Annotated in this window: 27 protein-coding genes; 20 read left to right on the forward strand and 7 right to left on the reverse strand. The window is 66.6% G+C overall.

Annotated elements, in window-relative coordinates; all coding sequences use genetic code 11:
• Position 1 precedes the first annotated feature (1 nt).
• Genes ACOZ4O_RS08775 through ACOZ4O_RS08820 form a run of 10 tightly spaced genes read left to right on the forward strand, consistent with a single transcriptional unit; the run spans position 2 to position 9,203 of the window.
• Positions 2–280 carry a F0F1 ATP synthase subunit C gene (locus ACOZ4O_RS08775; protein WP_424524931.1) on the forward strand — a complete coding sequence of 93 codons (279 nt, stop codon included), beginning with the start codon at positions 2–4 and terminating at the stop codon, positions 278–280.
• Position 281: 1 nt separating this feature from the next.
• The gene (locus tag ACOZ4O_RS08780; RefSeq protein ID WP_424524932.1) at positions 282–866 is read left to right on the forward strand and encodes a V-type ATP synthase subunit E; all 585 of its coding nucleotides are present in this window, start codon (positions 282–284) and stop codon (positions 864–866) included.
• Positions 863–1,918, forward strand: a complete 1,056-nt coding sequence (locus tag ACOZ4O_RS08785; protein WP_424524933.1) for a V-type ATP synthase subunit C — start codon at positions 863–865, stop codon at positions 1,916–1,918. The genes ACOZ4O_RS08780 and ACOZ4O_RS08785 overlap by 4 nt, the downstream gene beginning before the upstream one ends.
• Positions 1,915–2,256 (forward strand): V-type ATP synthase subunit F, encoded by a 342-nt coding sequence (locus tag ACOZ4O_RS08790; RefSeq protein ID WP_424524934.1) that lies wholly within the window; start codon positions 1,915–1,917, stop codon positions 2,254–2,256. The genes ACOZ4O_RS08785 and ACOZ4O_RS08790 overlap by 4 nt, the downstream gene beginning before the upstream one ends.
• On the forward strand, positions 2,253–4,010 hold the full coding sequence (locus tag ACOZ4O_RS08795) for an ATP synthase subunit A (protein WP_424524935.1): 1,758 nt from the start codon (positions 2,253–2,255) through the stop codon (positions 4,008–4,010). The genes ACOZ4O_RS08790 and ACOZ4O_RS08795 overlap by 4 nt, the downstream gene beginning before the upstream one ends.
• Complete coding sequence (locus ACOZ4O_RS08800) at positions 4,010–5,446, forward strand: ATP synthase subunit B (protein WP_424524936.1); 1,437 nt, start codon at positions 4,010–4,012, stop codon at positions 5,444–5,446. The genes ACOZ4O_RS08795 and ACOZ4O_RS08800 overlap by 1 nt, the downstream gene beginning before the upstream one ends.
• Positions 5,447–5,451: 5 nt before the next feature.
• Positions 5,452–6,108 carry a V-type ATP synthase subunit D gene (locus ACOZ4O_RS08805; protein ID WP_424524937.1) on the forward strand — a complete coding sequence of 219 codons (657 nt, stop codon included), beginning with the start codon at positions 5,452–5,454 and terminating at the stop codon, positions 6,106–6,108.
• 45 nt (positions 6,109–6,153) lie between these two features.
• Positions 6,154–6,549: a DUF6276 family protein gene (locus ACOZ4O_RS08810; protein WP_424524938.1), complete on the forward strand. Its 396-nt coding sequence runs from the start codon at positions 6,154–6,156 to the stop codon at positions 6,547–6,549.
• A gap of 42 nt (positions 6,550–6,591) precedes the next feature.
• Positions 6,592–8,145 carry a succinic semialdehyde dehydrogenase gene (locus ACOZ4O_RS08815; protein ID WP_424524939.1) on the forward strand — a complete coding sequence of 518 codons (1,554 nt, stop codon included), beginning with the start codon at positions 6,592–6,594 and terminating at the stop codon, positions 8,143–8,145.
• Positions 8,142–9,203: an SDR family oxidoreductase gene (locus ACOZ4O_RS08820; RefSeq protein WP_424524940.1), complete on the forward strand. Its 1,062-nt coding sequence runs from the start codon at positions 8,142–8,144 to the stop codon at positions 9,201–9,203. Before ACOZ4O_RS08815 ends, ACOZ4O_RS08820 begins: the two co-directional genes overlap by 4 nt.
• Here the strand turns inward: ACOZ4O_RS08820 and prf1 are convergent.
• The 4 genes from prf1 to ACOZ4O_RS08840 all read right to left on the reverse strand — a co-directional run bounded on the left by prf1 (position 9,200) and on the right by ACOZ4O_RS08840 (position 13,670).
• Entirely contained in the window at positions 9,200–10,456 is a 1,257-nt protein-coding gene (gene prf1, locus ACOZ4O_RS08825) for a peptide chain release factor aRF-1 (RefSeq protein ID WP_424524941.1), read from the reverse strand. The two genes, ACOZ4O_RS08820 and prf1, sit on opposite strands and share 4 nt — an antisense overlap.
• 285 nt (positions 10,457–10,741) lie before the next feature.
• Positions 10,742–12,493, reverse strand: coding sequence for an arginine--tRNA ligase (argS, locus tag ACOZ4O_RS08830; RefSeq protein WP_424524942.1), 1,752 nt, complete (start codon positions 12,491–12,493; stop codon positions 10,742–10,744).
• A 39-nt stretch (positions 12,494–12,532) separates the two neighbouring features.
• Entirely contained in the window at positions 12,533–13,453 is a 921-nt protein-coding gene (locus tag ACOZ4O_RS08835; RefSeq protein WP_424524943.1) for an ABC transporter substrate-binding protein, read from the reverse strand.
• Positions 13,454–13,490: 37 nt separating this feature from the next.
• Positions 13,491–13,670 carry a hypothetical protein gene (locus tag ACOZ4O_RS08840; protein WP_424524944.1) on the reverse strand — a complete coding sequence of 60 codons (180 nt, stop codon included), beginning with the start codon at positions 13,668–13,670 and terminating at the stop codon, positions 13,491–13,493.
• A 111-nt stretch (positions 13,671–13,781) separates the two neighbouring features.
• Here ACOZ4O_RS08840 and twy1 point away from each other — a divergent pair, with 111 nt between their 5' ends.
• The 4 genes from twy1 (at position 13,782) to ACOZ4O_RS08860 (ending at position 17,158) form a co-directional block, all read left to right on the forward strand.
• Positions 13,782–14,723 carry a 4-demethylwyosine synthase TYW1 gene (gene twy1, locus ACOZ4O_RS08845; RefSeq protein WP_424524945.1) on the forward strand — a complete coding sequence of 314 codons (942 nt, stop codon included), beginning with the start codon at positions 13,782–13,784 and terminating at the stop codon, positions 14,721–14,723.
• A gap of 62 nt (positions 14,724–14,785) precedes the next feature.
• Positions 14,786–15,487: a DUF120 domain-containing protein gene (locus ACOZ4O_RS08850; protein WP_424524946.1), complete on the forward strand. Its 702-nt coding sequence runs from the start codon at positions 14,786–14,788 to the stop codon at positions 15,485–15,487.
• Complete coding sequence (gene ribB, locus ACOZ4O_RS08855) at positions 15,487–16,140, forward strand: 3,4-dihydroxy-2-butanone-4-phosphate synthase (RefSeq protein ID WP_424524947.1); 654 nt, start codon at positions 15,487–15,489, stop codon at positions 16,138–16,140. Before ACOZ4O_RS08850 ends, ribB begins: the two co-directional genes overlap by 1 nt.
• Positions 16,141–16,222: 82 nt before the next feature.
• Positions 16,223–17,158, forward strand: a complete 936-nt coding sequence (locus ACOZ4O_RS08860) for a branched-chain amino acid transaminase (protein ID WP_424524948.1) — start codon at positions 16,223–16,225, stop codon at positions 17,156–17,158.
• Here ACOZ4O_RS08860 and ACOZ4O_RS08865 read toward each other — a convergent pair.
• On the reverse strand, positions 17,155–17,736 hold the full coding sequence (locus ACOZ4O_RS08865) for a DUF502 domain-containing protein (protein WP_424524949.1): 582 nt from the start codon (positions 17,734–17,736) through the stop codon (positions 17,155–17,157). The two genes, ACOZ4O_RS08860 and ACOZ4O_RS08865, sit on opposite strands and share 4 nt — an antisense overlap.
• A 38-nt stretch (positions 17,737–17,774) precedes the next feature.
• Positions 17,775–18,611: a proline dehydrogenase family protein gene (locus ACOZ4O_RS08870; protein ID WP_424524950.1), complete on the reverse strand. Its 837-nt coding sequence runs from the start codon at positions 18,609–18,611 to the stop codon at positions 17,775–17,777.
• 83 nt (positions 18,612–18,694) lie between these two features.
• Between ACOZ4O_RS08870 and ACOZ4O_RS08875 the strand changes: the two genes are divergently transcribed.
• From ACOZ4O_RS08875 to ACOZ4O_RS08895, 5 genes are all read left to right on the forward strand, one after another.
• Positions 18,695–19,240, forward strand: a complete 546-nt coding sequence (locus tag ACOZ4O_RS08875) for a CDP-2,3-bis-(O-geranylgeranyl)-sn-glycerol synthase (RefSeq protein ID WP_424524951.1) — start codon at positions 18,695–18,697, stop codon at positions 19,238–19,240.
• A 46-nt stretch (positions 19,241–19,286) separates the two neighbouring features.
• Positions 19,287–19,814: an orotate phosphoribosyltransferase gene (gene pyrE / locus ACOZ4O_RS08880; protein WP_424524952.1), complete on the forward strand. Its 528-nt coding sequence runs from the start codon at positions 19,287–19,289 to the stop codon at positions 19,812–19,814.
• Between the two features lie 72 nt (positions 19,815–19,886).
• Positions 19,887–20,603, forward strand: a complete 717-nt coding sequence (locus tag ACOZ4O_RS08885) for a phosphoribosyltransferase family protein (protein WP_424524953.1) — start codon at positions 19,887–19,889, stop codon at positions 20,601–20,603.
• A 107-nt stretch (positions 20,604–20,710) separates the two neighbouring features.
• A complete protein-coding gene (locus tag ACOZ4O_RS08890) occupies positions 20,711–22,147 on the forward strand; it encodes an NCS2 family permease (protein ID WP_424524954.1) in 1,437 nt (478 codons plus the stop codon).
• A gap of 46 nt (positions 22,148–22,193) precedes the next feature.
• Positions 22,194–22,442: a glutathione S-transferase N-terminal domain-containing protein gene (locus tag ACOZ4O_RS08895; protein ID WP_424524955.1), complete on the forward strand. Its 249-nt coding sequence runs from the start codon at positions 22,194–22,196 to the stop codon at positions 22,440–22,442.
• 18 nt (positions 22,443–22,460) lie between these two features.
• Here the strand turns inward: ACOZ4O_RS08895 and ACOZ4O_RS08900 are convergent, their stop codons facing one another.
• On the reverse strand, positions 22,461–23,420 hold the full coding sequence (locus ACOZ4O_RS08900) for a transcriptional regulator (protein ID WP_424524956.1): 960 nt from the start codon (positions 23,418–23,420) through the stop codon (positions 22,461–22,463).
• 90 nt (positions 23,421–23,510) lie between these two features.
• Between ACOZ4O_RS08900 and ACOZ4O_RS08905 the strand changes: the two genes are divergently transcribed.
• Entirely contained in the window at positions 23,511–24,767 is a 1,257-nt protein-coding gene (locus ACOZ4O_RS08905; protein ID WP_424524957.1) for a TiaS agmantine-binding domain-containing protein, read from the forward strand.
• Positions 24,768–24,866: the final 99 nt, after the last annotated feature.

Consider the following 24,866-nt stretch of genomic DNA (forward strand, 5'->3'; position numbering starts at 1 on the left):
CATGTTTGAATTCGTTATCGCGTTCGTCAACGCTCTCGCACCGATTCTGAACAACGCCGCTCTCGCCCCCGCTGAACTCACTGGTAACATCGCCACCGCTGGCGCCGCGCTCGGCGTCGGTGTCGCCGCGCTCGGTGCTGGTGTCGCGGAAGGCGGAATCGGCGCCGCGGCCGTCGGCGCTCTCGCCGAGGACGAGGACTTCTTCGGGAACGCGATCCTGTTCACGGTCCTCCCCGAGACTCTCGTCATCCTCGCGATCGTCGTCATCTTCATCATCTAAGATGAGTCTGGACACGGTAGTCGAAGAGATCCGCGAGGACGCCCGGGAACGGGCCGACGAAATCCGCCAAGAGGGCGAGGACCGCGCCGACGACATCGTGTCGGCCGCCGAGTCCGAGGCCGACGACATTCTCGAAGCGGCCGAGGCGGAGGTCGAGCGTGAAATCGAACGCGAGCGCGAACAGGCGGTCTCCAGCGCGAAGCTCGACGCGAAACACGAGCGAATGAGCGCGCGCCGCGACGCCCTCGAATCCGTCCGCGAGGACGTCGAGGACCGCATCGCGAGCCTCGACGGTGAGGACCGCGAGGAACTCACGCGGGCCCTGCTCAACGACGCGATCGAGTCGTTCGACGAGGACGCGCAGCTCGCCGTTCACTACGCGCCGAGCGACGAGACGCTCCTCTCCGACATCCTCGACGACTACACGAACGTCTCGATTGCCGGCGAATACGACTGCCTCGGCGGCGTCATCGTGGAGAGCGAGACGTCACGAGTGCGCGTGAAGAACACGTTCGACTCGGTGCTCGACGACGTCTGGGAGGACGACCTCAAACAGATCAGTAACCGGCTCTTCGACGAACAATGAACGTCATCAGCCGCGACGCATCGAATTACGCGTACGTCAACGCTCGCGTGAAGTCGCGGCGCGCCGTCCTCTTCGACGAGGACGACTACCGGACGCTGATGCGGATGGGAACGAGCGAGATCGCTCGATTCCTTGAGGAGTCCGAGTACGAGGCGGAAGTGAACGAGCTCGGCTCCCGGTTCTCGGGCGTCGACCTCGTCGAGTACGCGCTCAACCGAAACCTCGCGAAGCACTTCGACGACCTGCTCCAGTGGTCGCAGGGAACGCTCCGCGACCTTCTCGTCCGCTACTTCCGGAAGTTCGACGCGTGGAACGTCAAGACGGCGCTCCGCGGCGTGTATGCGGACACGGAGCCGGCGGAAATCGAACAGGACTTCATTCGCGCTGGCGAGCTCGACGACGACACGCTGTCGCTGCTCGCCGACGCGGACGAAATCCGAACGGTCGTCGACTTGCTGTCCGACACGCTGTTCGGACCGGCGCTCGACGACGTGTACGGCGAGTACGAGGAGACGAACTCGCTCGTCCCGCTGGAGAACGCGGTCGACCTCGCGTTCTACGACCGCCTCCTGAAGCAGGTGCGGAGTACGTCCGCGGGCACCCGCGAGTTCGTGAAGTTCCTGCAGGCCGACATCGACTTCCGGAACGTCCGGAACGCGGTTCGGCTCGCGCGAAGCGGCGCCGACCTCGACCCCGCCGAGTACTACATCGAGGGCGGGCGACTGTTCGAACCCACTGAGCTCGACGCGCTCGCGGACAACTGGGACGAACTCGTCGCACGGCTGCGCGACAGCCACTACGGGAACGAACTCGCGGACGAACTGGACGAACTCGACGAGGCGGGCAGCCTCATCGCGTTCGAGCACGCGCTCGACGCCGCGCTTCTCTCCTACTCGGAACACCTCTCGCACGTGTTTCCGCTGTCCGTGTGTCCCGTGCTCGGGTACGTGCTGGCGAAGGAGCGTGAAGTGGACAACGTCCGTGCCATCGCGCGCGGCCGTGAGGTCGGTCTCACGGAAGAAGAGATCGAGGAGGAACTCGTCATCCTATGAGTCAGAAAATAGCCGTCGTCGGGAGCGCCGAATTCACCACGGGTTTCCGGCTGGCTGGCGTACAGACGTTCGAGAACGTCCCCGACGACGAGAAATCCGACGAGCTCGACGAGGCCGTCGAATCCGTGCTCGCGAACGACGAGATCGGTATCGTCGTGATGCACGCGGACGACCTCGACTACCTCTCCCGGAAGACCCGCCAAGACGTCGAGACGAGCGTCGAACCGACGGTCGTCACTATCGGTAGCGGCGAAGCGGGTGGGAGCGGCCTCCGCGAACAAATCAAGCGCGCCATCGGCATCGACCTGATGGCGGAAGAAGACGGTGAGAACGAATGAGTCAGGCAGAAACAATCACTGATTCCGGCGAAATCGAGAGCGTGAGCGGTCCCGTCGTGACTGCCACGGACCTCGACGCCCAGATGAACGACGTCGTGTACGTCGGTGAAGAGGGGCTGATGGGTGAGGTCATCGAAATCGAAGGCGGCGTGACGACCATCCAGGTCTACGAGGAGACGTCCGCGGTCGCGCCCGGCGAACCCGTCGAGAACACGGGCGACCCGTTGACCGTGGACCTCGGACCGGGTATGTTGGACTCCATCTACGACGGTGTCCAGCGCCCGCTCGACGTCCTCGAAGACGAGATGGGCGCCTTCCTCGACCGTGGTGTCGACGCGCCCGGCATCGACCTGGAGAAGGAGTGGGAGTTCACTCCCACCGTCTCCGAGGGCGATGTCGTCGAACCCGGCGACGTTGTCGGCACGGTCGACGAAACTGAGAGCATCGAACACAAGGTCCTCGTTCCGCCCCGTCACGAGGGTGGCGAGGTCACCAGCGTGGAGGCGGGCGAGTACACCGTTACGGACCCCGTGGTCGAACTCGACTCGGGCGAGACGGTGACGATGCACCAGGAGTGGCCGGTCCGCGAGGCCCGACCCACCGTGGACAAGCACACGCCCAAGACGCCGCTCGTCACGGGCCAGCGCGTCCAGGACGGCCTGTTCCCGCTTGCGAAGGGCGGGACGGCCGCGATTCCGGGGCCGTTCGGGTCCGGGAAGACCGTCACCCAGCAGCAACTCGCGAAGTGGAGTGACGCGGACATCGTCGTCTACATCGGGTGCGGCGAGCGCGGGAACGAGATGACGGAAGTCATCGAGGACTTCCCCGAACTCGAAGACCCCAAGTCGGGGAACGCGCTGATGGCGCGCACGTGCCTCATCGCGAACACCTCGAACATGCCGGTCGCGGCGCGCGAATCCTGCATCTACACGGGCGTCACCATCGCGGAGCACTACCGCGACATGGGGTACGACGTCGCGCTGATGGCCGACTCCACCAGCCGGTGGGCGGAGGCGATGCGCGAAATCAGCTCCCGGCTCGAAGAGATGCCGGGCGAGGAGGGCTATCCCGCCTACCTCGCGAGCCGTCTCGCGCAGTTCTACGAGCGCGCGGGCCTGTTCGAGAACCTGAACGGCAGCGAGGGCTCCGTCTCGGTCGTGGGCGCGGTCAGCCCGCCGGGCGGCGACTTCTCGGAGCCGGTCACCCAGAACACGCTCCGTATCGTGAAGACGTTCTGGGCGCTCGACTCCGACCTCGCGGAACGCCGACACTTCCCGTCGATTAACTGGAACGAGTCCTACTCGCTCTACAAGGACCAGCTCGACGACTGGTGGCGTGAGAACGTCGCCGAGGACTGGCCGGACGAGCGCCAGTGGGCCGTCGACGTGCTCGACGAGGAAGCCGACCTCCAGGAGATCGTGCAGCTCGTCGGCGAGGACGCGCTCCCGGACGACCAGCGCCTCACGCTCGACGTGGCGCGCTACATCCGGGAGGCGTTCCTCCAGCAGAACGCGCTCCACGACGTGGACACGTACTGTCCGCCCGAGAAGACCTACCTCATCATCACCGCCATCCACCACTACAGCGAGGAGGCGTTCCGCGCGCTCGAAGCGGGCGTCCCCGTGGAGGAAATCACGGACGTCGACGCCGCGCCCCGGCTGAACCGGCTCGGCACGACGCCGGACGACGAGGCCGAGGAAGAGGTCGAGGAGATCAAAGAACAGCTCACCGAACAGCTCCGGGAGAAGTACTAATGAAAGAGTACCAGACCATCACCGAAGTCAGCGGCCCGCTGGTCTACGTCGAGACCGACGAACCGATCGGATACGACGAGATCGTCGAGATCGAAACCCCGAGTGGGGAGATCAAGCGCGGTCAAGTCCTCGAATCCAGCGACGGACTCGTCGCGATTCAGGTGTTCGAGGGCACGGAAGGTATCGGTCAGGACGCCTCGGTGCGGTTCCTCGGCGAGACGATGAAGATGCCCGTGACCGAGGACCTCCTCGGGCGCGTGCTCGACGGCTCCGGGAACCCGATCGACGGCGGTCCCGACATCGTCCCCGACGAGCGCCGCGACATCATCGGCGCCGCAATCAACCCGCACGCTCGCGAGTACCCCGAGGACTTCATCCAGACGGGCGTCTCGTCCATCGACGGGATGAACACGCTCGTGCGCGGCCAGAAACTCCCGATCTTCAGCGCGTCCGGCCTCCCGCACAACGACCTCGCGCTCCAGATCGCGCGCCAGGCCGAAGTGCCGGAGGAGGGCGACGAGGACGACGACACGGAGTTCGCGGTCGTGTTCGGCGCGATGGGTATCACGAAGGAGGAGGCGAACGAGTTCATGGACGACTTCGAGCGCACGGGCGCGCTCGAACGCTCCGTCGTCTTCACGAACCTCGCCGACGACCCTGCCGTGGAGCGGACGATCACGCCGCGTCTCGCGCTCACTACCGCCGAGTACCTCGCGTTCGACAAGGACTATCACGTCCTCGTCATCCTCACGGACATGACGAACTACTGTGAGGCGCTGCGCGAAATCGGCGCGGCACGCGAGGAGGTTCCGGGCCGCCGTGGCTACCCCGGATACATGTACACGGACCTCGCGCAGCTCTACGAGCGCGCGGGCCGCATCAAGGGCCGGGAGGGAACAGTCACGCAGCTTCCCATCCTGACGATGCCGGGTGACGACGAGACGCACCCGATTCCCGACCTCACGGGGTACATCACGGAAGGCCAGATCATGATGGACCGCGACCTGAACAGTCAGGGCGTCACGCCGCCCGTGGACGTCTCCCCCAGCCTCAGCCGGCTGATGGACGACGGTATCGGCGAGGGTCTCACCCGCGGCGACCACGGCGACGTGGCGGACCAGTTGTTCGCGGCGTACGCGGAGGGGAAGGACCTCCGCGACCTCGTGAACATCGTCGGTCGCGAAGCGCTCAGCGAGCGCGACAACAAGTACCTCGACTTCGCGGACGCCTTCGAGTCCGAGTTCGTCGACCAGGGCTTCGACACCGACCGCAGCATCGAGCAAACGCTCAGCATCGGCTGGGACGTGCTGTCGATGCTCCCGAAGGAGGAACTCAACCGCCTCGACGAGGAGCACATCGAACAGTACTACACCGAGGACGTCGAGGTCGAGACGGACTCCGAGGAGTCCGACGACTCGCCGGTTAGCGCCGACTGAAAACGATGGCAGGAGACGTCAAACCCACGCGCAAGAACCTGATGGAGATCGAGGAGCGCATCGAGTTCTCCGAGAGCGGGCACGACACGCTCGAACAGAAGCGTGACGGCCTCATCATGGAGTTCATGGACATCCTCGACACCGCCCAAGACGTGCGCTCCGACCTCGAAGCCGACTACGAGGACGCGCAGAAGAAGATCAACATGGCGCGCGCGATGGAGGGCGACGTCGCCGTCCGCGGTGCTGCGGCCGCCTTGAAGGAGGAGCCGGAGCTCAGCGTGGAGTCGAAGAACATCATGGGCGTCGTCGTCCCCCAAATTGAGTCCTCGAAGGTGAAGAAGAACCTCGACGAGCGCGGGTACGGCGTCATCGGGACGTCCGCGCGCATCGACGAGGCCGCGGACGCCTACGAGGAACTCCTCGAATCCATCATTCTCGCGGCCGAGGTGGAGACGGCGATGAAGAAGATGCTCGAAGAGATCGAGCAGACGAAGCGCCGCGTGAACGCCCTCGAGTTCAACATCCTTCCCGAACTCCGGGAGAACCAGGATTACATCGAGCAGAAACTCGAAGAGCAGGAGCGCGAGGAGACGTTCCGCATGAAGAAGGTGAAGAACAAGAAGGAAGCGGAGGAGAAGCAGGCGCGCGAGGCCGAGACGTAGCCGCGCGGTCGCCACCTACATCCCCGTTCCCCGTCTTCTCGACGTATGGCGTGTTCTCTCTGTGACGGCGACCAGCTATCCTTTCCAGTGCCTGGTGTAGCGCGCGAGCACCTGCCGGACGACCGGCCGGGCGCGGCGCTCTGCACGCGCTGTCTCGCGGTCGAACCCGTCGATAGCCCGCCCGCGGAGTATCCGGCGTTCTCCGAGGCGATTCCGGGGTTTCCGGACGGTGAGGTGGGCGCGATAGTCGCGTGCGTGTTCGCGCTCGTTGACTCGCTCGCGCTCTACCGAAGCGAGGTGTCGGCGCTCGCAAGCGAAGCGGAGCGCCGGGGCGTGGATGTCCTCCTCCTCATCGATCGACTCGCGAGCACGGACGGCGTCGAGCCGTACTTCGACGTGTCGCGGCGGAGCCGCCAACTCGAACAGCTCCTCTACGACTAACGCGTCCCTGACACTTATTCCGGTTCGCGACGACTCCCAGTCATGGATACTGTCTGGGCGAACCCGAGCCGGCTGGCGGCGCTGCGCGAGGGCATCACGCGCGTCGACGACCGGCCGACGTTCCCGGTCGAGGCGCCGTTCACTGGCGAGCGAATCGCGGACGTCCCCGCGTGCACCGAGGCGGACGTGGCGGCGGCCGTCGAGCAGGCGCGGGAGGCGGGCGCGGCGTGGGCCGCGCGCCCCGTTGACGAGCGCGCCGCCGTCCTCTCCGAGTTCCACGACCTCGTGCTCGACCGGCAGGACGACCTGCTCGACCTGATGCAGCTCGAAACCGGGAAGACGCGGCGGGACGCGTTCGAGGAAGTGCTGGACGTGGCGTCGACGGCCCGACACTACGCGACCCACACCGACCTTCTCGCGTCGGAGCGCCGAACCGGCGCGTTCCCCGGGCTGACAAAGGCGGTCGTCCACCACCACCCCGTCGGGGTCGTCGGCCTCATCTCGCCATGGAACTACCCGCTCACGCTCGCGGTCTCGGACGCGCTCCCCGCGCTCCTCGCGGGGAACGGCGTCGTCCTCAAGCCCGACGAGTCCACGACGCACACCGCGTTGCTCGCGCGCGACCTCCTCGAGGACGCCGGCCTCCCGCCCGGCCTCCTGCAGGTCGTCTCCGGCGACGGCGCGGACCTCGGTGAACCCCTGATTTCGCGCGTCGACCACGTCGGCTTCACGGGCTCGACCGCCGTCGGCCGCGAGGTCGGCGCGCTCGCCGGCGAACACCTCACGGACGTATCGCTCGAACTCGGCGGGAAGAACCCCCTGCTCGTGCTGGACGACGCCGACCCCGACGAGGCGGCCGCCGGTGCGGTCCGCGCGTCGTTCGCGAACGCCGGCCAGCTCTGCATCTCCACGGAACGCCTCTACGTCCACACCGACGCCTACGACGACTTCGTGGACGCGTTCGTCCGCGAAACCCGGAACCTCGCGCTCGGCGCGGGATTCGAGTACGGCCCCGAGATGGGGAGCCTGCAGTCCGACCAACAACTGGAGAAGGTGGTCGCGCACGTCGACGACGCCGTGGAGCGCGGCGCGACCGTGCTGGCCGGCGGCCGCACCCGCCCGGACCTCGGCCCGTACTTCCACGAGCCGACGATTCTGGAGGATGTCACCTCGGAGATGACGCTCTCCTCGGAGGAGACGTTCGGGCCGGTGGTCGCGCTCTACGAGGTCGACTCCGTGGAGGAAGCAGTCGAGCGCGCGAACGACTCTCCCTATGGATTGAACGCGTCGGTCTGGACGAGTGACACCGCTCGCGGGGAGCACGTCGCGGAGCGCATCGAGTGCGGGACGGTGAACGTGAACGAGGGGTACGCGGCCGCGTGGGCGTCCATCGACGCGCCGATGGGCGGGATGAAGGACTCCGGTGTCGGCCGACGGCACGGCGACGAGGGCCTCCTGAAGTACACGGAGTCCCAGACGGTCGCCACCCAGCGCGGCGCGCGCATCGACCCCGGCCCGCTCCCGCAGTCGCTCTGGGCGTCCGGGCTCACGCTCGGCTTGCGTGCGTTGAAGCGGGTCGCGGGGTGGTTGCCGTGAGCGTCTTCCTCACGGGGTTCCCGGGATTCCTCGGGTCCGCGCTCGCAGAGCGCCTCCGCGACCGAACCGACCGCATCGACTGCCTGATTCAATCCCGGTACCGCGACCAGGCGGAGGCGCGCGCCGAAGCCATCGCCGGCGAGGACTGGCGCGACACCATCGCGCTCCACGAGGGCGACATCACGCAGGCCCACCTCGGCCTCGACCCCGATACCTACGACGCCCTCCAAGAGGACGCGGACGAGGTGTTCCATCTCGCCGCAGTCTACGACCTCGCCGTCGACCGCGAGGTCGGGATGGCGGTGAACGTCGACGGCACCGAGCGCGTCCTCGACTTCGCCGCGGGCGCGGACCTCCGCCGCCTCCAGTACGTGAGCACGTGCTACGTCTCCGGCCGCCACGACGGCGTGTTCCGCGAGACCGACCTCGACGTGGGGCAGTCGTTCAACAACCACTACGAGGAGACGAAGTTCCTCGCGGAGAAAGCCGTGCAGGACCGGATGGACGAGATTCCGACGACCATCTACCGGCCTGCCATCGCCGTCGGCGACTCGACGACTGGCGAGACCCAGAAGTACGACGGCCCCTACTTCATCCTCCGCTGGCTCCTGCGCTGTCCCGGCCTCGCGCCCGTTCCGTTCCTCCCAGGGTCGATGGACACCGAACTGAACGTCGTCCCCCGCGACTTCGTCGTGGACGCCATCGACGAACTCAGCCGACCCGACCGGTCTTCCGGTCGGGTGTATCAGTTGTGCGACCCGAACCCGCCGACGATTCCGGAGCTCACGCGGCTGCTCGCGGACGCCGCCGACACGCGGACGCTGCCCGTGCCGAGCACGCGCGGCCTCACGAAACGCCTCCTGCGCACGAGCCTCGGCCGCAAAACCGGTATCCTCCCGGAGTCCGTGGACTACTTCACGCATCCGACGACGTACGTCTGTCCGAACACGCGCCGCGACCTCGAACACGCGAGCTGTCCGCCGTTCGAGAGCTACGTCGACACGCTCGTCGACTACGTCAGAGAACACCCCGATATCGACTCGGACGCGATGGTTTAGATACCGGTGTCGTACCGGAGAAGACCCGCGATGCCGCCGAACGCCGTGAGAAGCTGTTCGCCCTTCTCGAAGTCCGTGCTGATGAAGTGCGTGTCCGTCCCGCGCTGGTCCGCGATCTCCATCAGGAAGTCGATGACGTCCTCGCGCTCGCCGTCCTCCGCTGCGACCGTCTCGTCGCAGTCGGTGCAGTCGTGGCTCGGCGTCTTCTCGCGGCGGTCCACGACCTCGTACTCCTCGTGCTCGTTCTCGCATTCGTAGACGACCACGTCCTTCCGCAAGTCCTCGCTGAGGAGGAGGCGGTCCACCGACCCCATCACGAGGTTCTGGCGGGTCGGCTCGAACCCGTAGGTCGCGAGGCCGCCGCCTTGGAGCTCGGAGAAGAACTCGCTCATGTCGTCTTTGTCCTGCATCAACTCCGCCTCGGAGAGCGCCTCGGACCCAGCGTCCACGAGGTCGCTCAGCCCGGACTCGTCGGTGTACGAGACATCGAACTTCCCGAGCACCTTGTCCTGGAGTTCGTGGTGGAGGTAGTCGCCGTCGAGGAACTCGTCCTTCGTCGGGCTCGGACCACCCACGAGGATGCCGTCGAGTTCGTGGCGTTTCGGAACGAACAGGTCGTCCGCCATCCCCGCGACCTCCTGATAGAAGTTGTCGATGGCTTCTAGGCGGAGTCGCGCGAACCGCTGCGCTGACTGTCCTCCCTTCCGCTGCTTCCCGGGAACGAGCGAACTCGCGGACTTCACGGGCACCACGCGCTTGCCCTTCAGCCACCCGACGTTCGCCTCCCGTCGGTCGAGTACGATGAGGCCGTACAGGCCCTTGTCCGCCAGCATGTGCTCCAGCGGCTCCGTCAGGAACTCGCTGTCGCAGTGATAGCGGAACGACTCCACCGGCTGCGGCGGATTCTCCAAGACCTCCGTCACCATCTTCGTCTGCCCGCCGCCCGAGTCCACCGCACCCGAGAACAACACCATCCCGTTGTCCGGCGGGAACGTATCGTAGTACCGCAGGCGGTCCTTGATGGAGGTCAGGGCGTCCTGGACGTTCGTCCGCGTCTGCTTCGACTTGATGTTCGACGCCTCCGAATGCTCCTGCGTGACGTGCGCCACCACGTCCGAAATCTGGCGGTCCGGCGGAATGTAGATAGTGACGAGCTGCGTCCCCGAACCGGAGTGCTCCTTCAGCTCCTCGATGAGCTTCCGGAACTCGTACTTCTTCCGGTCCTCGGACTGCTCCTCCTGCTGTTCACTCATTACGCCAAACTAGCCCGTGAGACGGTAAGTAACCTTTGACACCCAGCACGCCCGCGCGCGGCCGCTGAGCGCCCGAAAACACAGCACGCCCCGCTCGCCGTTCGTTCTGCTCACGCCTCACTCCGTTCGCCGTTCGGTCGTTCAGCGGACACGGAGTGTCCGTTTTGTTGCTCACGGGTCGCTTCGCTCACGCCTCTCGGCGTTCGCTCGTTCGGCGGACTCACAGAGTCCGCCTACTCCCCGTTCGCTAATTCCGCGAAACCTCGTTTCACTCGGCTTCGCGTCCTACATCGACTCCGGCGCTTCCACACCCAGCAGTCCGAGGCCGGTGTCGAGGGCTTCGCGGGCGGCGTTGACGACGGCGAGGCGGGCGTCCCGAACGTCGTCGTCCACGTCGTCGGCGAGGACGGGGCACTCGCGGTAGAACGTGTTGAAGTCGTCGGCGAGGTTGCGGACGTAGGTCGCGACCTGGTGGGGTTCGAGTTCGTCGGCGGCGCGTTCGACGACCACGGGGAGGCGGGCGACCGACCGAATAAGCCGGATTTCGGCGTCCTCGGTGAGGTGGCTGGCGTCGATGTCGTCGGGGACGGTCTCACCGTCGAGAATCCCGCAGGACCGGGCGTGGGCGTACTGGACGTAGGGCGCGCTCTGCCCCTCGAAGTCGAGCGCGTCGTCCCAGTCGAACGTGATCGCCTTCTGCGGCTGTTTCGCGACGATGTCGTAGCGCACCGCGCCGATGCCGACTTGGCGGCTGATGCGGTCGATGTCGTCCTCGGTGAGGTCGTCCTCGCGGATGCGGTCGTCGAGGCGTTTCTCCACCTCGTCGCGGGCGCGGGAGACGGCTTCGTCGAAGAGGTCGTCCATGTCGACGCCCGTCCCGGCGCGCGTGCTCATAGACTCGCCGCCCGGGAGGTTCACCCAGCCGTAGAACAGTTCCTCGAGCTGGTCGGTGTCGTTTCCGAGGATGTCGAGTGCGGCGCGGAGCTTGTTCGCGTGGAGTTCCTGGTCCTCGCCGAGCACGGTGACGGCGCGGTCGAACTCACTGAACTTCCACTCGTGGTGCGCCAGGTCGCGGGTCGTGTAGAGCGTCGTGCCGTCTGAGCGCAGGAAGACGAACGACTGCTCGATATCCCAGTCGTCGAGGTCGAGCTGCCACGCGCCCTCCTCCTTGTACGCGTACTCCGACTCCTTCAGGCGCTCCGTAACCTCGCGCGTGGACTCGTTCTGGAGGAACCGGGTCTCCTTCACGAACTCGTCGAACTCCGCGGGAAGCCGACTGAGCGTGTCCGTCATCCCGTCCAACACTTGGTCCACGACTTCGCTCACGCGCTCGTACGTCTCCTCGTCGCCCGCGTCCAGCCCTTCGATGATGTCCGCGATTTCCTCCTCCGCGGCCTCGACGGCTTCGGGGTCGCCGTCGTCGAGGAACGCGTTCCCCTTCCGGTAGTACCGGACGAGGTCGTAGTCGGGTTTCTCGCGCTCGGGTTCGGGGAGGTCGTCCTCGTCGAACGTCTCGTACGCCCACGTGAACACGGCCATCTGGCGGCCCGCGTCGTTCACGTAGTACTCGCGAGTCACGTCGTTGCCCGCGTGGTCGAGCACGCGAGCGGTCGCGTCGCCGATGATGGGGTTGCGGGCGCGCCCAACGTGCACGGGGCCGGTGGGGTTCGCGCTCGTGTGCTCGACGACCACGCTGTCGCCTGTGTCCGGAAGGCGGCCGAAGCCGTCCGACTGCGTCGCGGCGAGCGTGTCCGCGTCGTACTGCCGAGTGACCTCGAAGTTCACGTACGGCCCCTGCGAGGTCGCGTCGCCGAGATAGTCGTACTCCGACGTGTCTACTTCGTCAACGATGTCCGCGGCGACGCTCGCGGGCGCGGCGCCCGCCTCGCTGGCGAGGCGGAACGCGACGCTCGATGCGAGCACGGCGGGCACGTCCTCGGGGGGTTCTTCGAGACCGAGGTCGTCGGTCGGGAGGTCGAGCGCCGAGAGCGCCCCATACAGGGCGTCCTCGACCTCCGCGCGAAAGGCCAGGAACATACGGATTCGTGGGGTGGCGCCGCCTAAAGGCGTTGTGAGTTACGCGGACCGCTCCGCCACCCGCTCTGCGACGCGGCGCGCGTCCGACTCCGGGGGCGTCTCGAACGCGTCGGGGTGGAGACACCACGCGAGCAGTTCGAGCGTGTCCACCAGCCGCGGCCCCGGCCGATTGACGTAGTGGTGGCCGTCCACCGCGAACACGTGACCCGATTCGACCGCCGCAAGGTCCTGCCAGCCCTCGCGGTCGCGGAGTTCGTCGAGGTTGTCGAGCGTCTGCGCCATCCCGAACCCGCAGGGCGCGGCGACGAGCACCTCGGGGTCGAACGCGACGACGTCCGCCCAGTCCTCGGGCGCGCTGTACGCGCCGGCGTCCGTGAGGCCGTACTCGCCGCCCGCTTTCTCGACGAGTTCGGGCACCCAGTGCCCCGCTATCATCGGCGGGCTCATCCAGTCACAGACGAGCGTGCGCGGGCGCTCGCCGTCCGGAACGCGGTCCTCAACCGCTCGCACGCGCTCGCGGAGGTCCGCGACGAGGTCGGCGGCGCGGTCCTCGCGACCGACCGCCGCGCCGATACGCTCGATGTCGCCGAACACGTCGTCGAGGCGGTGCGGGTCCGTGGTCAGTATCTCGCAGTCCAGTCCGAGGTCGCGCACGGCGTCCTCCACGAGGACTTCGTCCACCGCACACACGTCGCAGACGCCCTGCGTCACGACGATGTCGGGGTCGATGTCTTCGAGCACGTCGCGCCGAATCTCGTACACGTCGCTCGCGCTCTCCAGTTGGTCGTTTATCTCCTCGCTCGACACGTCCGGGTCGATGCGGAGGCGGTTCGCCGCCGGTTTCTCGGTCGCCGCGGGCGGGTAGTCGCACTCGTGGGAGACGGCTGCGGGCTCGCAGTCGAGCGCGTACAGTATCTCCGTCGTGGCGGGGAGAAGGGAGACGACGGTCGGGTCGCTCATACCGAGGGAAACGGACGCAGTTGCCTAAAGCGCTCGCCTACTCTTCTTCGTCGTCGAGGTAGCCGTTGATGAGGAGTGGGAGGACGATGCCGACGCCGAACAGGACGGCGGCCGCCCCGACGTCGGATGTCGTGAACTCCGTGACGAGGTACCAGCCGGTGAGCGCGACGACGGCACACCCCGTTATCACCTTGTTCTCACGAGTGAACTCTACCATACGCGTCCCGACGCGCCCGGCCCGGAAGAGCGTTCCTCCCGGTTTCGCGGCGCGAAACTCCGGCGTGTGGAGCAACGACTACTTGACCCGGGAGCGTGTGGACTCCCGGTAATGAGCGAGTCGGACGGGCCGAAGCAGGTGTCCTCGCCGGAGTACCACAGCGAGAACCACACGGCCGCCCAGACCTGTGGCTGGACGGCGAACTCGCTGCGCGGCGAGGGCACATGCTACAAGTACGCGTTCTACGGGATTCGCTCCCATCGCTGCATCCAGATGACGCCCGTCGTCCGGTGCAACGAGCGCTGCGTGTTCTGCTGGCGCGACCACGCCGGCCACACGTACGAACTCGACGGCGTGGAGTGGGACGACCCCGAGGCAGTCGTGGACGCGTCCATTCGCCTGCAGAAGAAACTTCTCTCCGGGTTCGGCGGGAACAACGAGGTCCCACGCGAGCGCTTCGAGGAGGCGATGGACCCCCAGCACGTCGCCATCAGCCTCGACGGCGAACCCACGCTCTATCCGCACCTCCCCGAACTCGTGGAGGCGTTCCACGACCGCGGCCTGACGACGTTCCTCGTGTCGAACGGCACGCGCCCGGACGTGCTGCGGGAGTGCGACCCGACCCAGTTGTACGTCTCGGTGGACGCGCCGGAGCGCGCGACGTTCGAGGACGTAGTCGGCGCGATGGAGGAGGACGCCTGGGAGAAACTGGTCGAAACGCTCGATGTCCTGTACGAGAAGGACTGTCGGACGACGCTGCGGACGACGCTTGTGAACGGCGAGAACATGGCGAACCCGGACTGGTACGCGGGTCTCTACGAGCGCGCGGACCCGGACTTCGTGGAGCTGAAGGCGTACATGCACGTCGGGCACTCCCGAGGCCGACTGGACCGCTCGGCGATGCCGCGCCACGAGGACGTGCTCGACTTCGCGCGAGAGATCCAGTCACATCTGCCCGAGCACTCGGTGCTCAAGGACCAGGAGCAGTCGTCGGTGGCGCTGCTGGCGCGCGAGGAGGACACGTGGGTGGACTCCCTCAAGCACTCCACGTAGGCCGTAGCAAATTTGAGAGGCATCCCAAAACCATTATAGCCTGTGGTGGGTTAGTGGATTCCATGTCGAACACCACGCGGGCGGCGGTTGGCTCCGACGAGCTCGCCGTCCTCAAACTCCTCGCGCTCGACGGTGCGCGCCGCGGCGAGGTGAAGGTGTCCTGCGCGAACCTCGCGGACCGGCTCGACGCCTCCAGCCAGACCGCGTCCCGACGCCTCCAGTCCCTCGACGACGACGGCCTCGTCGACCGCGACCTCGTCAGCGACGGCCAGTGGGTCCAGGTCACCGAGGACGGCGAACGCCTCCTCGAAAGCGAATACGAGGACTACCGTCGCATCTTCGAGGAATCCACCGACCTCTCGCTCGCCGGCACCGTCACCGGCGGCATGGGCGAGGGCCGTCACTACATCAACCTCCCCGGCTACAAGCGCCAGTTCGCGGACAAACTCGGCTACGAGCCGTTCCCCGGCACGCTCAACGTCGCGCTATCCGCGCAGAGCCAGCGCGAGCGCGCCGCGATGGAGTCCCTCGACGGCATCCCCATCGACTCCTGGGAGGACGAGGAGCGCACCTACGGGAGCGCGACCTGCTACTCGGGCGTGCTCGAAGCCGACTCCGGCACGTACGAACCCGTCCACGTCATCGTCCCCGACCGCACCCACCACGACGAGGACCAAATCGAACTCATCGCGCCCGACCGCCTGCGGGACGAACTCGACCTCGACGACGGCGACGACGTGGTCGTACACGTGGAGGACGAGTGATGCCCGCGCTCGACACCTCCGTGGACGCCGCCATCGACGCGTTCCGCGACGGAAACCCGGTGCTCGTCCACGACTTCGCGGACCGCGAGGGCGAAGTCGACCTCGTCTACCCCGCGCGCTCCGTCACACCGGCGGACGTGGTGCGGATGCGGACCGACGCCGGCGGCCTCATCTGCGTCGCGCTCTCCCACGAGGTCGCGGCCGCCTTCGACCTCCCCTTCCTCGTGGAAGAACTCGACCATCCCGCCGCGGACGGCGGCGACCTCGGCTACGACTCCCGGTCGTCGTTCTCGCTGTCCGTCAACCACCGCGACACGTACACGGGAATCACGGACGACGACCGCGCGCGCACCATCACCGAACTCGGCCACGCCGCCGCCGACCCCGACCACACCGACTTCGCCGCGGAGTTCCGCGCGCCCGGCCACGTGCACGTCCTCCGCGCCGCGCCGTCGCTCGCCCACCGCAAGGGCCACACCGAACTCGGTGTCGCGCTCGCCGCAGCCGCGAACCGCGAACCCGCCGCCGTCGTCTGCGAGATGCTGGACGACGAAACCGGCGGCGCGCGCTCCGTCGAGGACGCCCGTGCGTACGCTGACCGCCACGACCTCGTGTTCGTTGAGGGCGCCGCGCTCGTCGACGAACTCGCCTGACGACCGTTCCCGCGTCTTGCGTTCGATTCTTCCCGGTTTCGAACTGACAACCTCTATAACGGGGGCTTTCGATTTCTCACGTATGGCTGGCTTCGACGAGATGGAAGGCTCCGGCACCATCTGGATGAACGGCGAGTTCGTGGACTGGGACGACGCCCAGATTCACGTGCTCACGCACGGCCTCCACTACGGCACGGGCATCTTCGAGGGCGTTCGAGCCTACGACACCGACGAGGGGACGGCTATCTTCCGCTGGGAGGAACACCTCGACCGCTTTTTCGCGTCCGCGAAGCCCTACGACATGGATATCGACTTCACGCGCGAGGAACTCACCGAGGCGACGCTCGAACTCCTCGACCGCAACGACCTCGAATCCGCGTACATCCGGCCACTCGCCTACTACGGCTACGACTCCCTCGGCGTCAGCCCGAAAGACTGCCCGACGGACGTGGCGCTCGCGGCGTGGCCGTGGGGCGCGTACCTCGGCGAGGACGCGCTCGAGAACGGCATCGAGGTGATGGTGTCCTCGTGGCGCAAGCACGCGTCCAGTCAGGTCCCGACGAACGCCAAAACCACGGGCTTGTACGTGAACAGCCTGCTCGCCGGCGAGGAGGCGCGGCGGAACGGCTACGCGGAAGCCATCGTCCTGAACAAGGAAGGGAACGTCGCCGAAGGCCCCGGCGAGAACATCTTCATGGTTCGCGACGGCGAGATTTTCACGCCCGGGCTCAGCGAATCCATCCTCGACGGCATCACCCGGAACACCGTCATCGAACTCGCGGAAGAACGCGGCTACGAGGTCCACGACAACGTCTCCATCAGTCGCGGCGAACTCAACACCGCCGACGAACTGTTCTTCACCGGGAGCGCGGCGGAGGTCACGCCCATCCGTCAGGTCGACAACGTCGAAATCGGGAACGGCTCTCGCGGCCCCGTCACCGAAGAACTCCAGACCGCCTTCTTCGACCTCGTCGAACGGAAGACCGACGACCACGACGAGTGGTTCACCTACGTCTAGTCGACTAATTCTTCGACTTCTCTGTCGTGCGCTTCGCCGAATCCGGCGGACAGAACGCGCGTCAGGGCGTCCTCCGTGGATTCATCGAGTTCCTGGATTTCGTCGGGTTCCGCTTCGACGACGAACCCCGTGGTGATGTTGGGGCTGGTGGGGATGAAGACGATTTCGCGGCCGTCATCCGTCGATTTACCGGTCTTGAACGCGGTCATGCGGAGGCCGTCCCACGTCTCGACCTTCACGGGTTTCTGGAACTCCCCGCTCCCGCCCGCGAGCACGGTCTCGACGCCCATCTTGGAGGCGTTGTAGACGACGCGCAGCCCGGGGAGGCGGTTGATGGCGTCGTCGATGTAGGTCTCGGCGACGCTCCCGACCGCGGTCCGCATCAGGTAGCCGACCGCGAACACGAGGCCGACGAACACGACGATGGCCAAGCCCACGCGCAGCGGCGGTGACTCGATGCTGGCGAGCAGGCCGAAGTTCGCTATCTGCGAGTAAATCCAGTACACCACGAACAGCGTCAAGAGGAGGGGAACTAGTACGATGAGGCCGCTCGCGGCGTCCCGTTTCCACGTTGCCATCGCCAGAACCAATACGGCGAGCGACTATCAGCCTTCTCCTACCGTCCAAGGACTGCGCGCACGGCGAACAGGAGGTTCTCCTTGCGCTCCATCGCGCGCCGATAGAAGTAGGAGAACCACTTCGAGCCGTACGGCACGTACTGGTAGGTCTCGTACTCTTCCGCGAGGTCGAACTGGGCGTCCTCCCGCACGCCCATCAGCATCTGGAGTTCGAAGTCAGTCCCATATTCGTCGTGCAGTTCGGTCGCGTACTCTATCATCGCGGGGTCGTGGCTGCCGACCGCGACACCGCCGTCGAAGTGCTCGAACATGTATTCGAGGTACTCGCGGTAGGCCTCGTTCACGCGCTCCTTCTTCTTGTACGCGAGTTCGCTCGGTTCGTCGTACGCGCCCTTCACGAGCCGGACCTTCCCCGGGAGCGGCGCGAGGCGTTCGAGGTCCTCCTCTGTGCGTTTGAGGTTCGCCTGCACGCAGACGCCGACGCCGCCGCCGTACTCGGTCGCGAGGCGTTCGTAGGCGTCGAGCGTCACGTCGGTCGTCTCGTGGTCTTCCATGTCGATCCAGCAGAAGACATCGTGTTCGGCGGCGGCCGCGGCGATGCGTTCGATGTTCTCCTCGAACGCCGCGTCGTCGACGCCCAGGCCTATCTGGGAGGGTTTGACGCTGATGCAGGCGTCCACGTCGCTGTGCGCGATGTCCTCGACGAGGTCGACGTAGGCGTCCGCGTCGGCGTCCGCGGGCGCGCGGTCGTGGTAGTGCTCGCCGAGGAGGTTCACGATGGCTTTCACGCCGCCGTCGTTCAGCTCGGCGACGTGGTCGAGGGCTTCCGCCGGCGTCTCACCCGCGACGAACCGGCTCGCGATGGGCGGAATCATACCACAAGATTTGCCGGTGGGTGGCTTAACTTTCCTGCTCTCGACCCCGACCGTTTATGGCTCGCGCGCGCCGAGGAGGCCCTGTGAGTCTCTACGCGACCGTCGTGACCGCGATGTGGGTGATGCTGCCCGCGTACGTCCCGAACAACGCAGCCGTGCTCGCGGGCGGCGGCGCGCCCATCGACGGTGGCCGCACTTGGGGCGGCCGCCGGATTCTCGGCGACGGGAAGACGTACCGCGGCACCGTCTTCGGCATCCTCGCCGGGTTCGCAGTCGCCGCCGCGCTCGATGTCCTCCATCCCGCTGCCATCAGCGCGCTCGGCGTCTCCCTCCCCTGGTTTCCCTTCGAAGCCATGATCGCGCTTCCCGCCGGCGCGATGCTCGGCGACATCCTCGCGTCGTTCGTGAAGCGCCGCACCGGCCGTGAACGCGGCGCCTCCTTCCCGCTCCTCGACCAACTCGACTTCGTCGTCGTCGCACTCGCGCTCACCGCCGTCCTCGACCCCGCGTGGTTCGGCGACAACTTCACGCTCGACGTCCTCCTCGCCATCCTCGTCCTCACACCCCTCCTCCACCTCGCCACCAACGGCATCGCCTACCAGCTGGGACTGAAGGACGAACCCTGGTAGTGCAAACGCGAACCGCTTTTCACCCGTCCTCCCGATTCTCTCGGTAATGGCGAACGACGACCTCATTCGCGCGCTGCGGGACGCGGACTCCGTGAAATTCGGGGAGTTCGAACTGTCGCACGGCGGCACCTCCGAATACTACGTGGACAAGTACCTGTTCGAGACCGACCCCGGCTGTCTCCGCCTCATCGCGGAGGAGTTCGCGGCCCTCGTCGAGGACGAGAAACTCGGCGGCGTCGCGCTCGGCGGCGTGCCGCTCGCGGCGGTGACGAGCGTCGAAACCGGGAACCCGTACGTCATCGCGCGCAAGCAGGCGAAGGAGTACGGCACCGGAAACCGCATCGAGGGCCGGCTCTCCGAGGGCGAGGAAGTCGTGATCGTGGAGGACATCGCGACGACGGGCCAGTCGGCGCTCGACGCCGCCGAAGCCCTCCGCGACGCGGGTGCGGAAGTGAACCGCGTGCTGGTCGTCGTCGACCGCGAGGAGGGCGGGAACGACCTGCTCGCGGAACACGACCTCGAACTCGAAGCGCTGGTGACGGCCGAGGAACTGCTCGCGGACGCGGACCGATAAGCGCGCGGACGTGCGGCTTTTTCGGCTGAACGAATCCGAGTTATTCATACTTGTGGAATCGTGAATAGGGGTATGAATCGCGCCGAGAAGGCGACCCTCCAGTTGCAGGCGGTATCGGTTCTCCGAACCCTCAAGGAGACGCGCACGTACGACGAACTCGCGGCGGAGACGGGACTCCCCGCGGGCGACCTGAACCGGTACGTGAACGGCCACGTCCTCCCGAGCGCGGACCGCGCCCGCGATGTCGTCGAGGGCGTCGGGACGGAGACGCTCCGCGACGAACTCGAAGCCCGCGTCTCCGTGGACGACGAGGGCTACGTGGACAACTCCGGCGTCGTGTTCGACCAGTCCTTCCTCGACCTCGTCGCGCCCGTCGCGGCGGAGTCGTACGACTTCGGCCAGCCGGACGTGGTGCTGACCGCGGCGACGGACGGCATCACGCTCGCGGCGGCGCTCGCGTCCTACTTCGACGCGCGGTGTGCGTACGCGAAGAAGTCGAAGGAGACGGCGGTGGACGAGTTCATCGAGGCGCGCCAGCGACTCGACTCCGGCATCGAACTCACCTACTACCTTCCGGCGTCGGCGCTCTCCGCGGGCGAGTCGGTGCTGGTCGTGGACGACCTCATTCGGTCGGGCGAGACGCAGGAACTCCTCCTCGACATCGCGGCGACCGCGGAGGCGGACGTGGCGGGCGTGTTCACGCTCATCGCGGTCGGTGACGAGGGCGTCGAGCGCGCTCGCGAGCGCACGGACGCGCCGGTCGGCACCCTCACCGAGTTCGAGAAATAATCACGAACGTGCTGTTTTCGGTTCGATAGAAGCCAGTTATTGCACGTCTAGCACAACTGTGTGGTAACGTTTAAGTAAAGTCTGTCGTGTATCCCCGAACGTGCATCATGGGACTCGCTGATACCCTCGCCGACTACTTCGGGTTCGACGAACACGACACGGACCTCAGGACAGAGACCATCGCCGGAATCACCACGTTCCTCGCGATGAGCTACATCATCGTCGTCAACCCCGCCACGCTCGCCAAGAAGGGCGACGAGTTCGGCGGGTTCGTCGTCGAGGGCTACACGTACGCCGAGACGGTGCAGATGCTCGCCGTCGTCACCATCCTCGCGTCCGCCGCGGCGATACTCGTGATGGCGTTCTACGCGAACCGACCGTTCGGCTTAGCGCCCGGCCTCGGCCTGAACGCCTTCTTCGCGTTCACCGTCGTCGGTGCGCTCGGCGTCCCCTGGCAGACCGCGCTCGCCGCCGTCGTCACCGAGGGCGTGCTCTTCATCGTCCTCACCGCAATCGGCGCCCGCGAGTACGTCATCCAGCTGTTCCCCGAACCCGTGAAGTTCGCCGTCGGCACCGGTATCGGGCTGTTCCTCGCGCTCATCGGCTTCCAGGCGATGGGCGTCGTCGTCACCGACCCCGCGACCGCCGTCTCGCTCGGCAACCTCGCGCAGAACCCCGTCGCCGTCCTCGCCATCGTCGGCCTCTTCTTCACGTTCGCGCTCTACGCCCGCGGCGTCACCGGCAGCATCATCTTCGGCATCATCGGCACCACCGTCGCCGGCGTCGCCCTCACCCTCGCCGGCTACGGCGGCGGCAACCTCGCGGCCGACTTCGTCACCACCTCCGGCTTCGAGTGGAACCAACTCCCCGAAGCCCAGTACGACATCACGCCGCTCGCCGGCGCGTTCATCGAGGGCTTCCAGAACGTCGAAGCCCTGAGCTTCGCGCTCATCGTCTTCACGTTCTTCTTCGTCGACTTCTTCGACACCGCGGGCACCCTCGTCGGCGTCGGTCAGGCCGGCGGCTTCCTCAACGAGGACGGTGACCTCCCCGACGCCGACAAGTCCCTCATGGCGGACGCAGTCGGCACCACAGTCGGCGGCATGCTCGGCACCTCCACTGTCACCGCCTACATCGAATCCGCAACGGGCGTCGAGGAAGGCGGCCGCACCGGGATGACCGCGCTCGTCATCGCCATCCTCTTCCTCGTCAGCCTGGTGTTCGTGCCGTTCGCCGCCATCATTCCCCAGTACGCGAGCCACATCGCGCTCGTCGTCATCGGCGTCATCATGCTCGGGAACGTCACCGGCATCGACTGGAACGACCTCACGTACGCCATCCCCGCCGGCCTCACCATCCTCGTGATGCCCTTCACCTACTCTATCGCGTACGGCATCGCCGCCGGCATCGTCTCTTTCCCCATCGTCAAGACCGCCGTCGGCGAGTACGACGAGGTCAGCCTGGGCCAGTGGCTGCTCGCCGCCGCCTTCGTCGTCTACTTCTTCGTCCGTACTAGTGGTATCCTCCAGAGCACCGTCGCGTAACGCCCCTACCCCACCGCTCTTAGTCCTCCACGCCCTTCTCCCCGATATGAGCGAACTGGTGCTCTACAACCTTCCCGGCTGCCCGTACTGCGCGAAAGTCAAAGACAAGCTCGCCGAACTCGATTTGGACTACGAACAGATCGACGTCCCCTCCTCGCACTCGGAGCGCACCGAAGTCGAGGAAGTCAGCGGCCAGACCGGCGTCCCCGTCCTCGTGGACGAGGCCAACGGAATCGACGGAATGCCCGAAAGCGACGATATCGTCGACTACCTGGAGAAACAGTACGGCCAGTAAGCCGCGCGAACGAGAGGTCTATGCTTCGTTGGGTTCGCCGCGGTCCTTGAGGAGGTCGCGGAACTCCTCGGGGTCGTCCATGTCCTCGACCTCGCTGCGTTCGATGATGGCGGTGCCGTCGATGGACGTCTGCTTGGACTTATCCACGAAGTAAACGGAGCGCGTGTGTGTGATGCGGCCGACGCTCGCCATGATGCGCGCGCGCTTCACGGCGGCCTCGGTGAGGTCGGAGTTCCCAGTGAGGAGGCTGGGTTCGCGTTCGTCCTCGCTCACGGCCTTGAACGGCGCGCGCGTCGTCGGATGCACGTCGAACCCGACCCGGGTGAGAACGGTGAGAACGGGCTGGTCGGCGGGGTCGACCTCGGGGTCCTCGGGCGTCGGTTCGGCGTCCCGAACGTCTTCTGCGCCGTCCATCACGTTCACGGGACTGGTGAGGGAATCCCCGAACAGGTCTTCGAGCTGGACGGCCACATCGATGCTTGCGTTCATCCCGTCCTCGTACTTCGAGACGGTTCGGCGGGACACGCCGAGTTCCTGCGCGAGCTGGCCGAGACTCAACCCCTGTTCTTCGCGTTCGTCGGCGAGCACGTCGCCGTCGATGTTCACGTAGAGACCGCCGGGTGCGGCGTAGATGAGCGGTGGGACGCCCTCGAGGAAGTAATCGAGCGCGGTGTCCGGGCTGATGGCGGGAACGCCGTGCCGGAAGTAGACCACGCCGTGTTCGAGTTCCTCGTCGCGGCTGCGCAGGCCGATGACGAGCGGTGTCGCGTTCAGGTAGTGGCCGAGCCGCCGCATCTCCGCGCCGGTGGGGGCGTCGAACGCGTCGATGTTCGCGAGTATCTTGACGAGCACGACGTCCTCGCCGCGACGGGCGGCGATGTCGAAGCTCTTCGGTCGGATGGTGGCGCGGTCGCTCACCGAAAACCCGGCGTCCGCGAGCATCGCGGTAACGTTCTCGATGAGAGCCGACCGTGACATACCCTGAAATAAGCCGTTCTGCGCATTTATGCGTTGTGCCGCCGGGAGAGCGTCCGAAAGCTGTTAATCCGCCGCGAGAGAACGGAACGTGTGACAATCGTCGGCTTGGACGACACGGACTCCCGGGAGCGCGGGATGTGCACGACGTACGCCGCCCACGAGGTCGCGGAGCGCCTCGAATCCGCGGGGTTCCCCGTCGAGCGCGTGCTCCTCGTTCGTCTGAACCCCGCCGCGCCGCACAAGACGCGGGGGAACGCCGCGCTCGCGATACACACCGACGCCAACCCCGACCGGGCGTTCGACGCCGCCCGTGACGTGGTGAGCGCCGCGGCCGAGGTCGACGACCCGAACACCCAACCGGGCGTCGTGGTCGCGCCCGACGACGGCGCGCCCGCGAGCGAGTTCGCGTGGAACGCCGTCCACGACCTCCTCGACTTGGAAGACGCGCTCGCGCTCGCCGACGACCTCGATTATCGCCACGAGGGCTGGCGGGGCGGCCGCGGTCGTATCGGCGCGCTCGCCGCAATCGGCTCGTGGCGCGCGTTCCCCGATTGGACGTACGAGCGCATCTCGTACCGTCGGCCCGACCGCTGGGGAACCCCGCGGGAGTTCTCCCACGAGTCCGTGTTCACTGCGGCGGACGCGGGCTACCCCGCAGTCTGGGACACCGTCGACCGGGGTGAGGGCGAGGCGGTCTGCGTCCCGCACACGCCCGGCCCCGTCCTCCACGGGATTCGCGGCGACAGCCCCGAAGCAGTCCGCGAAGTCTCCGAACCCATCGAGTCCGAACCCGTGCACGCCGCGCGGACGTTCGTCACGAACCAGGGAACGGACGTTCACCTCCGGGACGCGCCCCTCTCGGAAATCGAGGACGGCGGCGCGTACCGCGTGGCGGGAACCGTCGCGTCGGACCCGGAGACCCGACGCGGCGGCCACGTCTTCGTTACGCTCGAGGACGGCGGTGAGACGCTGTCGTGTGCGGCGTTCGAGCCGACGAAGCGGTTCCGTGACCGAGTGCGCGCGCTCCGACCCGGTGACCGCGTGCTGGCCTGTGGTGAGGTCAGCGACGGCACGCTCAAACTCGAAAAGCTCCGCGTGGACGCCTTGGTGTCCGTGGAGCGCGTGACGCCGACGTGTCCCGACTGCGGGAACCGGATGAAGTCCGCGGGCCGCGACCAGGGCTATCGGTGTCGGGACTGCGACACTACTGCCCCAGGGAAGGTCGAGCGGCCGCTGCGCCGCGACCTCGCGCCCGGCTGGTACGAGGTCCCGCCCTGTGCGCGCCGCCACGTCGCCAAACCGCTCGTGCGCGGCGGGTTCGACGCGCCGACACATCCGGAAGGGTAGCGGTGATTTGACGAACGAGGACTCCTCGTCGCGTTCGTTTCCACATATATGCGTTCGGGCCGATTCCGGACGGGTTTTGTAGGCTTTCGATTTTAATTT

Origin of the sequence: Salarchaeum japonicum, from assembly GCF_049705945.1 — an archaeon.
Lineage (GTDB): Archaea > Halobacteriota > Halobacteria > Halobacteriales > Halobacteriaceae > Salarchaeum > Salarchaeum japonicum_A.

Bases quoted from the DNA above. Each gene is read 5' to 3' on its own strand.
- prf1 (WP_424524941.1), bottom strand. From the start codon at position 10,456: ATGAGTGAACAGCAGGAGGAGCAGTCCGAGGACCGGAAGAAGTACGAG.
- ACOZ4O_RS08785 (WP_424524933.1), top strand. From the start codon at position 863: ATGAACGTCATCAGCCGCGACGCATCGAATTACGCGTACGTCAACGCT.
- ACOZ4O_RS08810 (WP_424524938.1), top strand. From the start codon at position 6,154: ATGGCGTGTTCTCTCTGTGACGGCGACCAGCTATCCTTTCCAGTGCCT.
- argS (WP_424524942.1), bottom strand. From the start codon at position 12,493: ATGTTCCTGGCCTTTCGCGCGGAGGTCGAGGACGCCCTGTATGGGGCG.
- ACOZ4O_RS08795 (WP_424524935.1), top strand. From the start codon at position 2,253: ATGAGTCAGGCAGAAACAATCACTGATTCCGGCGAAATCGAGAGCGTG.
- ACOZ4O_RS08780 (WP_424524932.1), top strand. From the start codon at position 282: ATGAGTCTGGACACGGTAGTCGAAGAGATCCGCGAGGACGCCCGGGAA.
- ACOZ4O_RS08885 (WP_424524953.1), top strand. From the start codon at position 19,887: ATGAATCGCGCCGAGAAGGCGACCCTCCAGTTGCAGGCGGTATCGGTT.
- twy1 (WP_424524945.1), top strand. From the start codon at position 13,782: ATGAGCGAGTCGGACGGGCCGAAGCAGGTGTCCTCGCCGGAGTACCAC.
- pyrE (WP_424524952.1), top strand. From the start codon at position 19,287: ATGGCGAACGACGACCTCATTCGCGCGCTGCGGGACGCGGACTCCGTG.
- ACOZ4O_RS08890 (WP_424524954.1), top strand. From the start codon at position 20,711: ATGGGACTCGCTGATACCCTCGCCGACTACTTCGGGTTCGACGAACAC.
- ACOZ4O_RS08895 (WP_424524955.1), top strand. From the start codon at position 22,194: ATGAGCGAACTGGTGCTCTACAACCTTCCCGGCTGCCCGTACTGCGCG.
- ACOZ4O_RS08860 (WP_424524948.1), top strand. From the start codon at position 16,223: ATGGCTGGCTTCGACGAGATGGAAGGCTCCGGCACCATCTGGATGAAC.
- ACOZ4O_RS08790 (WP_424524934.1), top strand. From the start codon at position 1,915: ATGAGTCAGAAAATAGCCGTCGTCGGGAGCGCCGAATTCACCACGGGT.
- ACOZ4O_RS08870 (WP_424524950.1), bottom strand. From the start codon at position 18,611: ATGATTCCGCCCATCGCGAGCCGGTTCGTCGCGGGTGAGACGCCGGCG.
- ACOZ4O_RS08775 (WP_424524931.1), top strand. From the start codon at position 2: ATGTTTGAATTCGTTATCGCGTTCGTCAACGCTCTCGCACCGATTCTG.
- ACOZ4O_RS08850 (WP_424524946.1), top strand. From the start codon at position 14,786: ATGTCGAACACCACGCGGGCGGCGGTTGGCTCCGACGAGCTCGCCGTC.
- ACOZ4O_RS08900 (WP_424524956.1), bottom strand. From the start codon at position 23,420: ATGTCACGGTCGGCTCTCATCGAGAACGTTACCGCGATGCTCGCGGAC.
- ACOZ4O_RS08815 (WP_424524939.1), top strand. From the start codon at position 6,592: ATGGATACTGTCTGGGCGAACCCGAGCCGGCTGGCGGCGCTGCGCGAG.
- ACOZ4O_RS08800 (WP_424524936.1), top strand. From the start codon at position 4,010: ATGAAAGAGTACCAGACCATCACCGAAGTCAGCGGCCCGCTGGTCTAC.
- ACOZ4O_RS08805 (WP_424524937.1), top strand. From the start codon at position 5,452: ATGGCAGGAGACGTCAAACCCACGCGCAAGAACCTGATGGAGATCGAG.
- ribB (WP_424524947.1), top strand. From the start codon at position 15,487: ATGCCCGCGCTCGACACCTCCGTGGACGCCGCCATCGACGCGTTCCGC.
- ACOZ4O_RS08840 (WP_424524944.1), bottom strand. From the start codon at position 13,670: ATGGTAGAGTTCACTCGTGAGAACAAGGTGATAACGGGGTGTGCCGTC.
- ACOZ4O_RS08835 (WP_424524943.1), bottom strand. From the start codon at position 13,453: ATGAGCGACCCGACCGTCGTCTCCCTTCTCCCCGCCACGACGGAGATA.
- ACOZ4O_RS08865 (WP_424524949.1), bottom strand. From the start codon at position 17,736: ATGGCAACGTGGAAACGGGACGCCGCGAGCGGCCTCATCGTACTAGTT.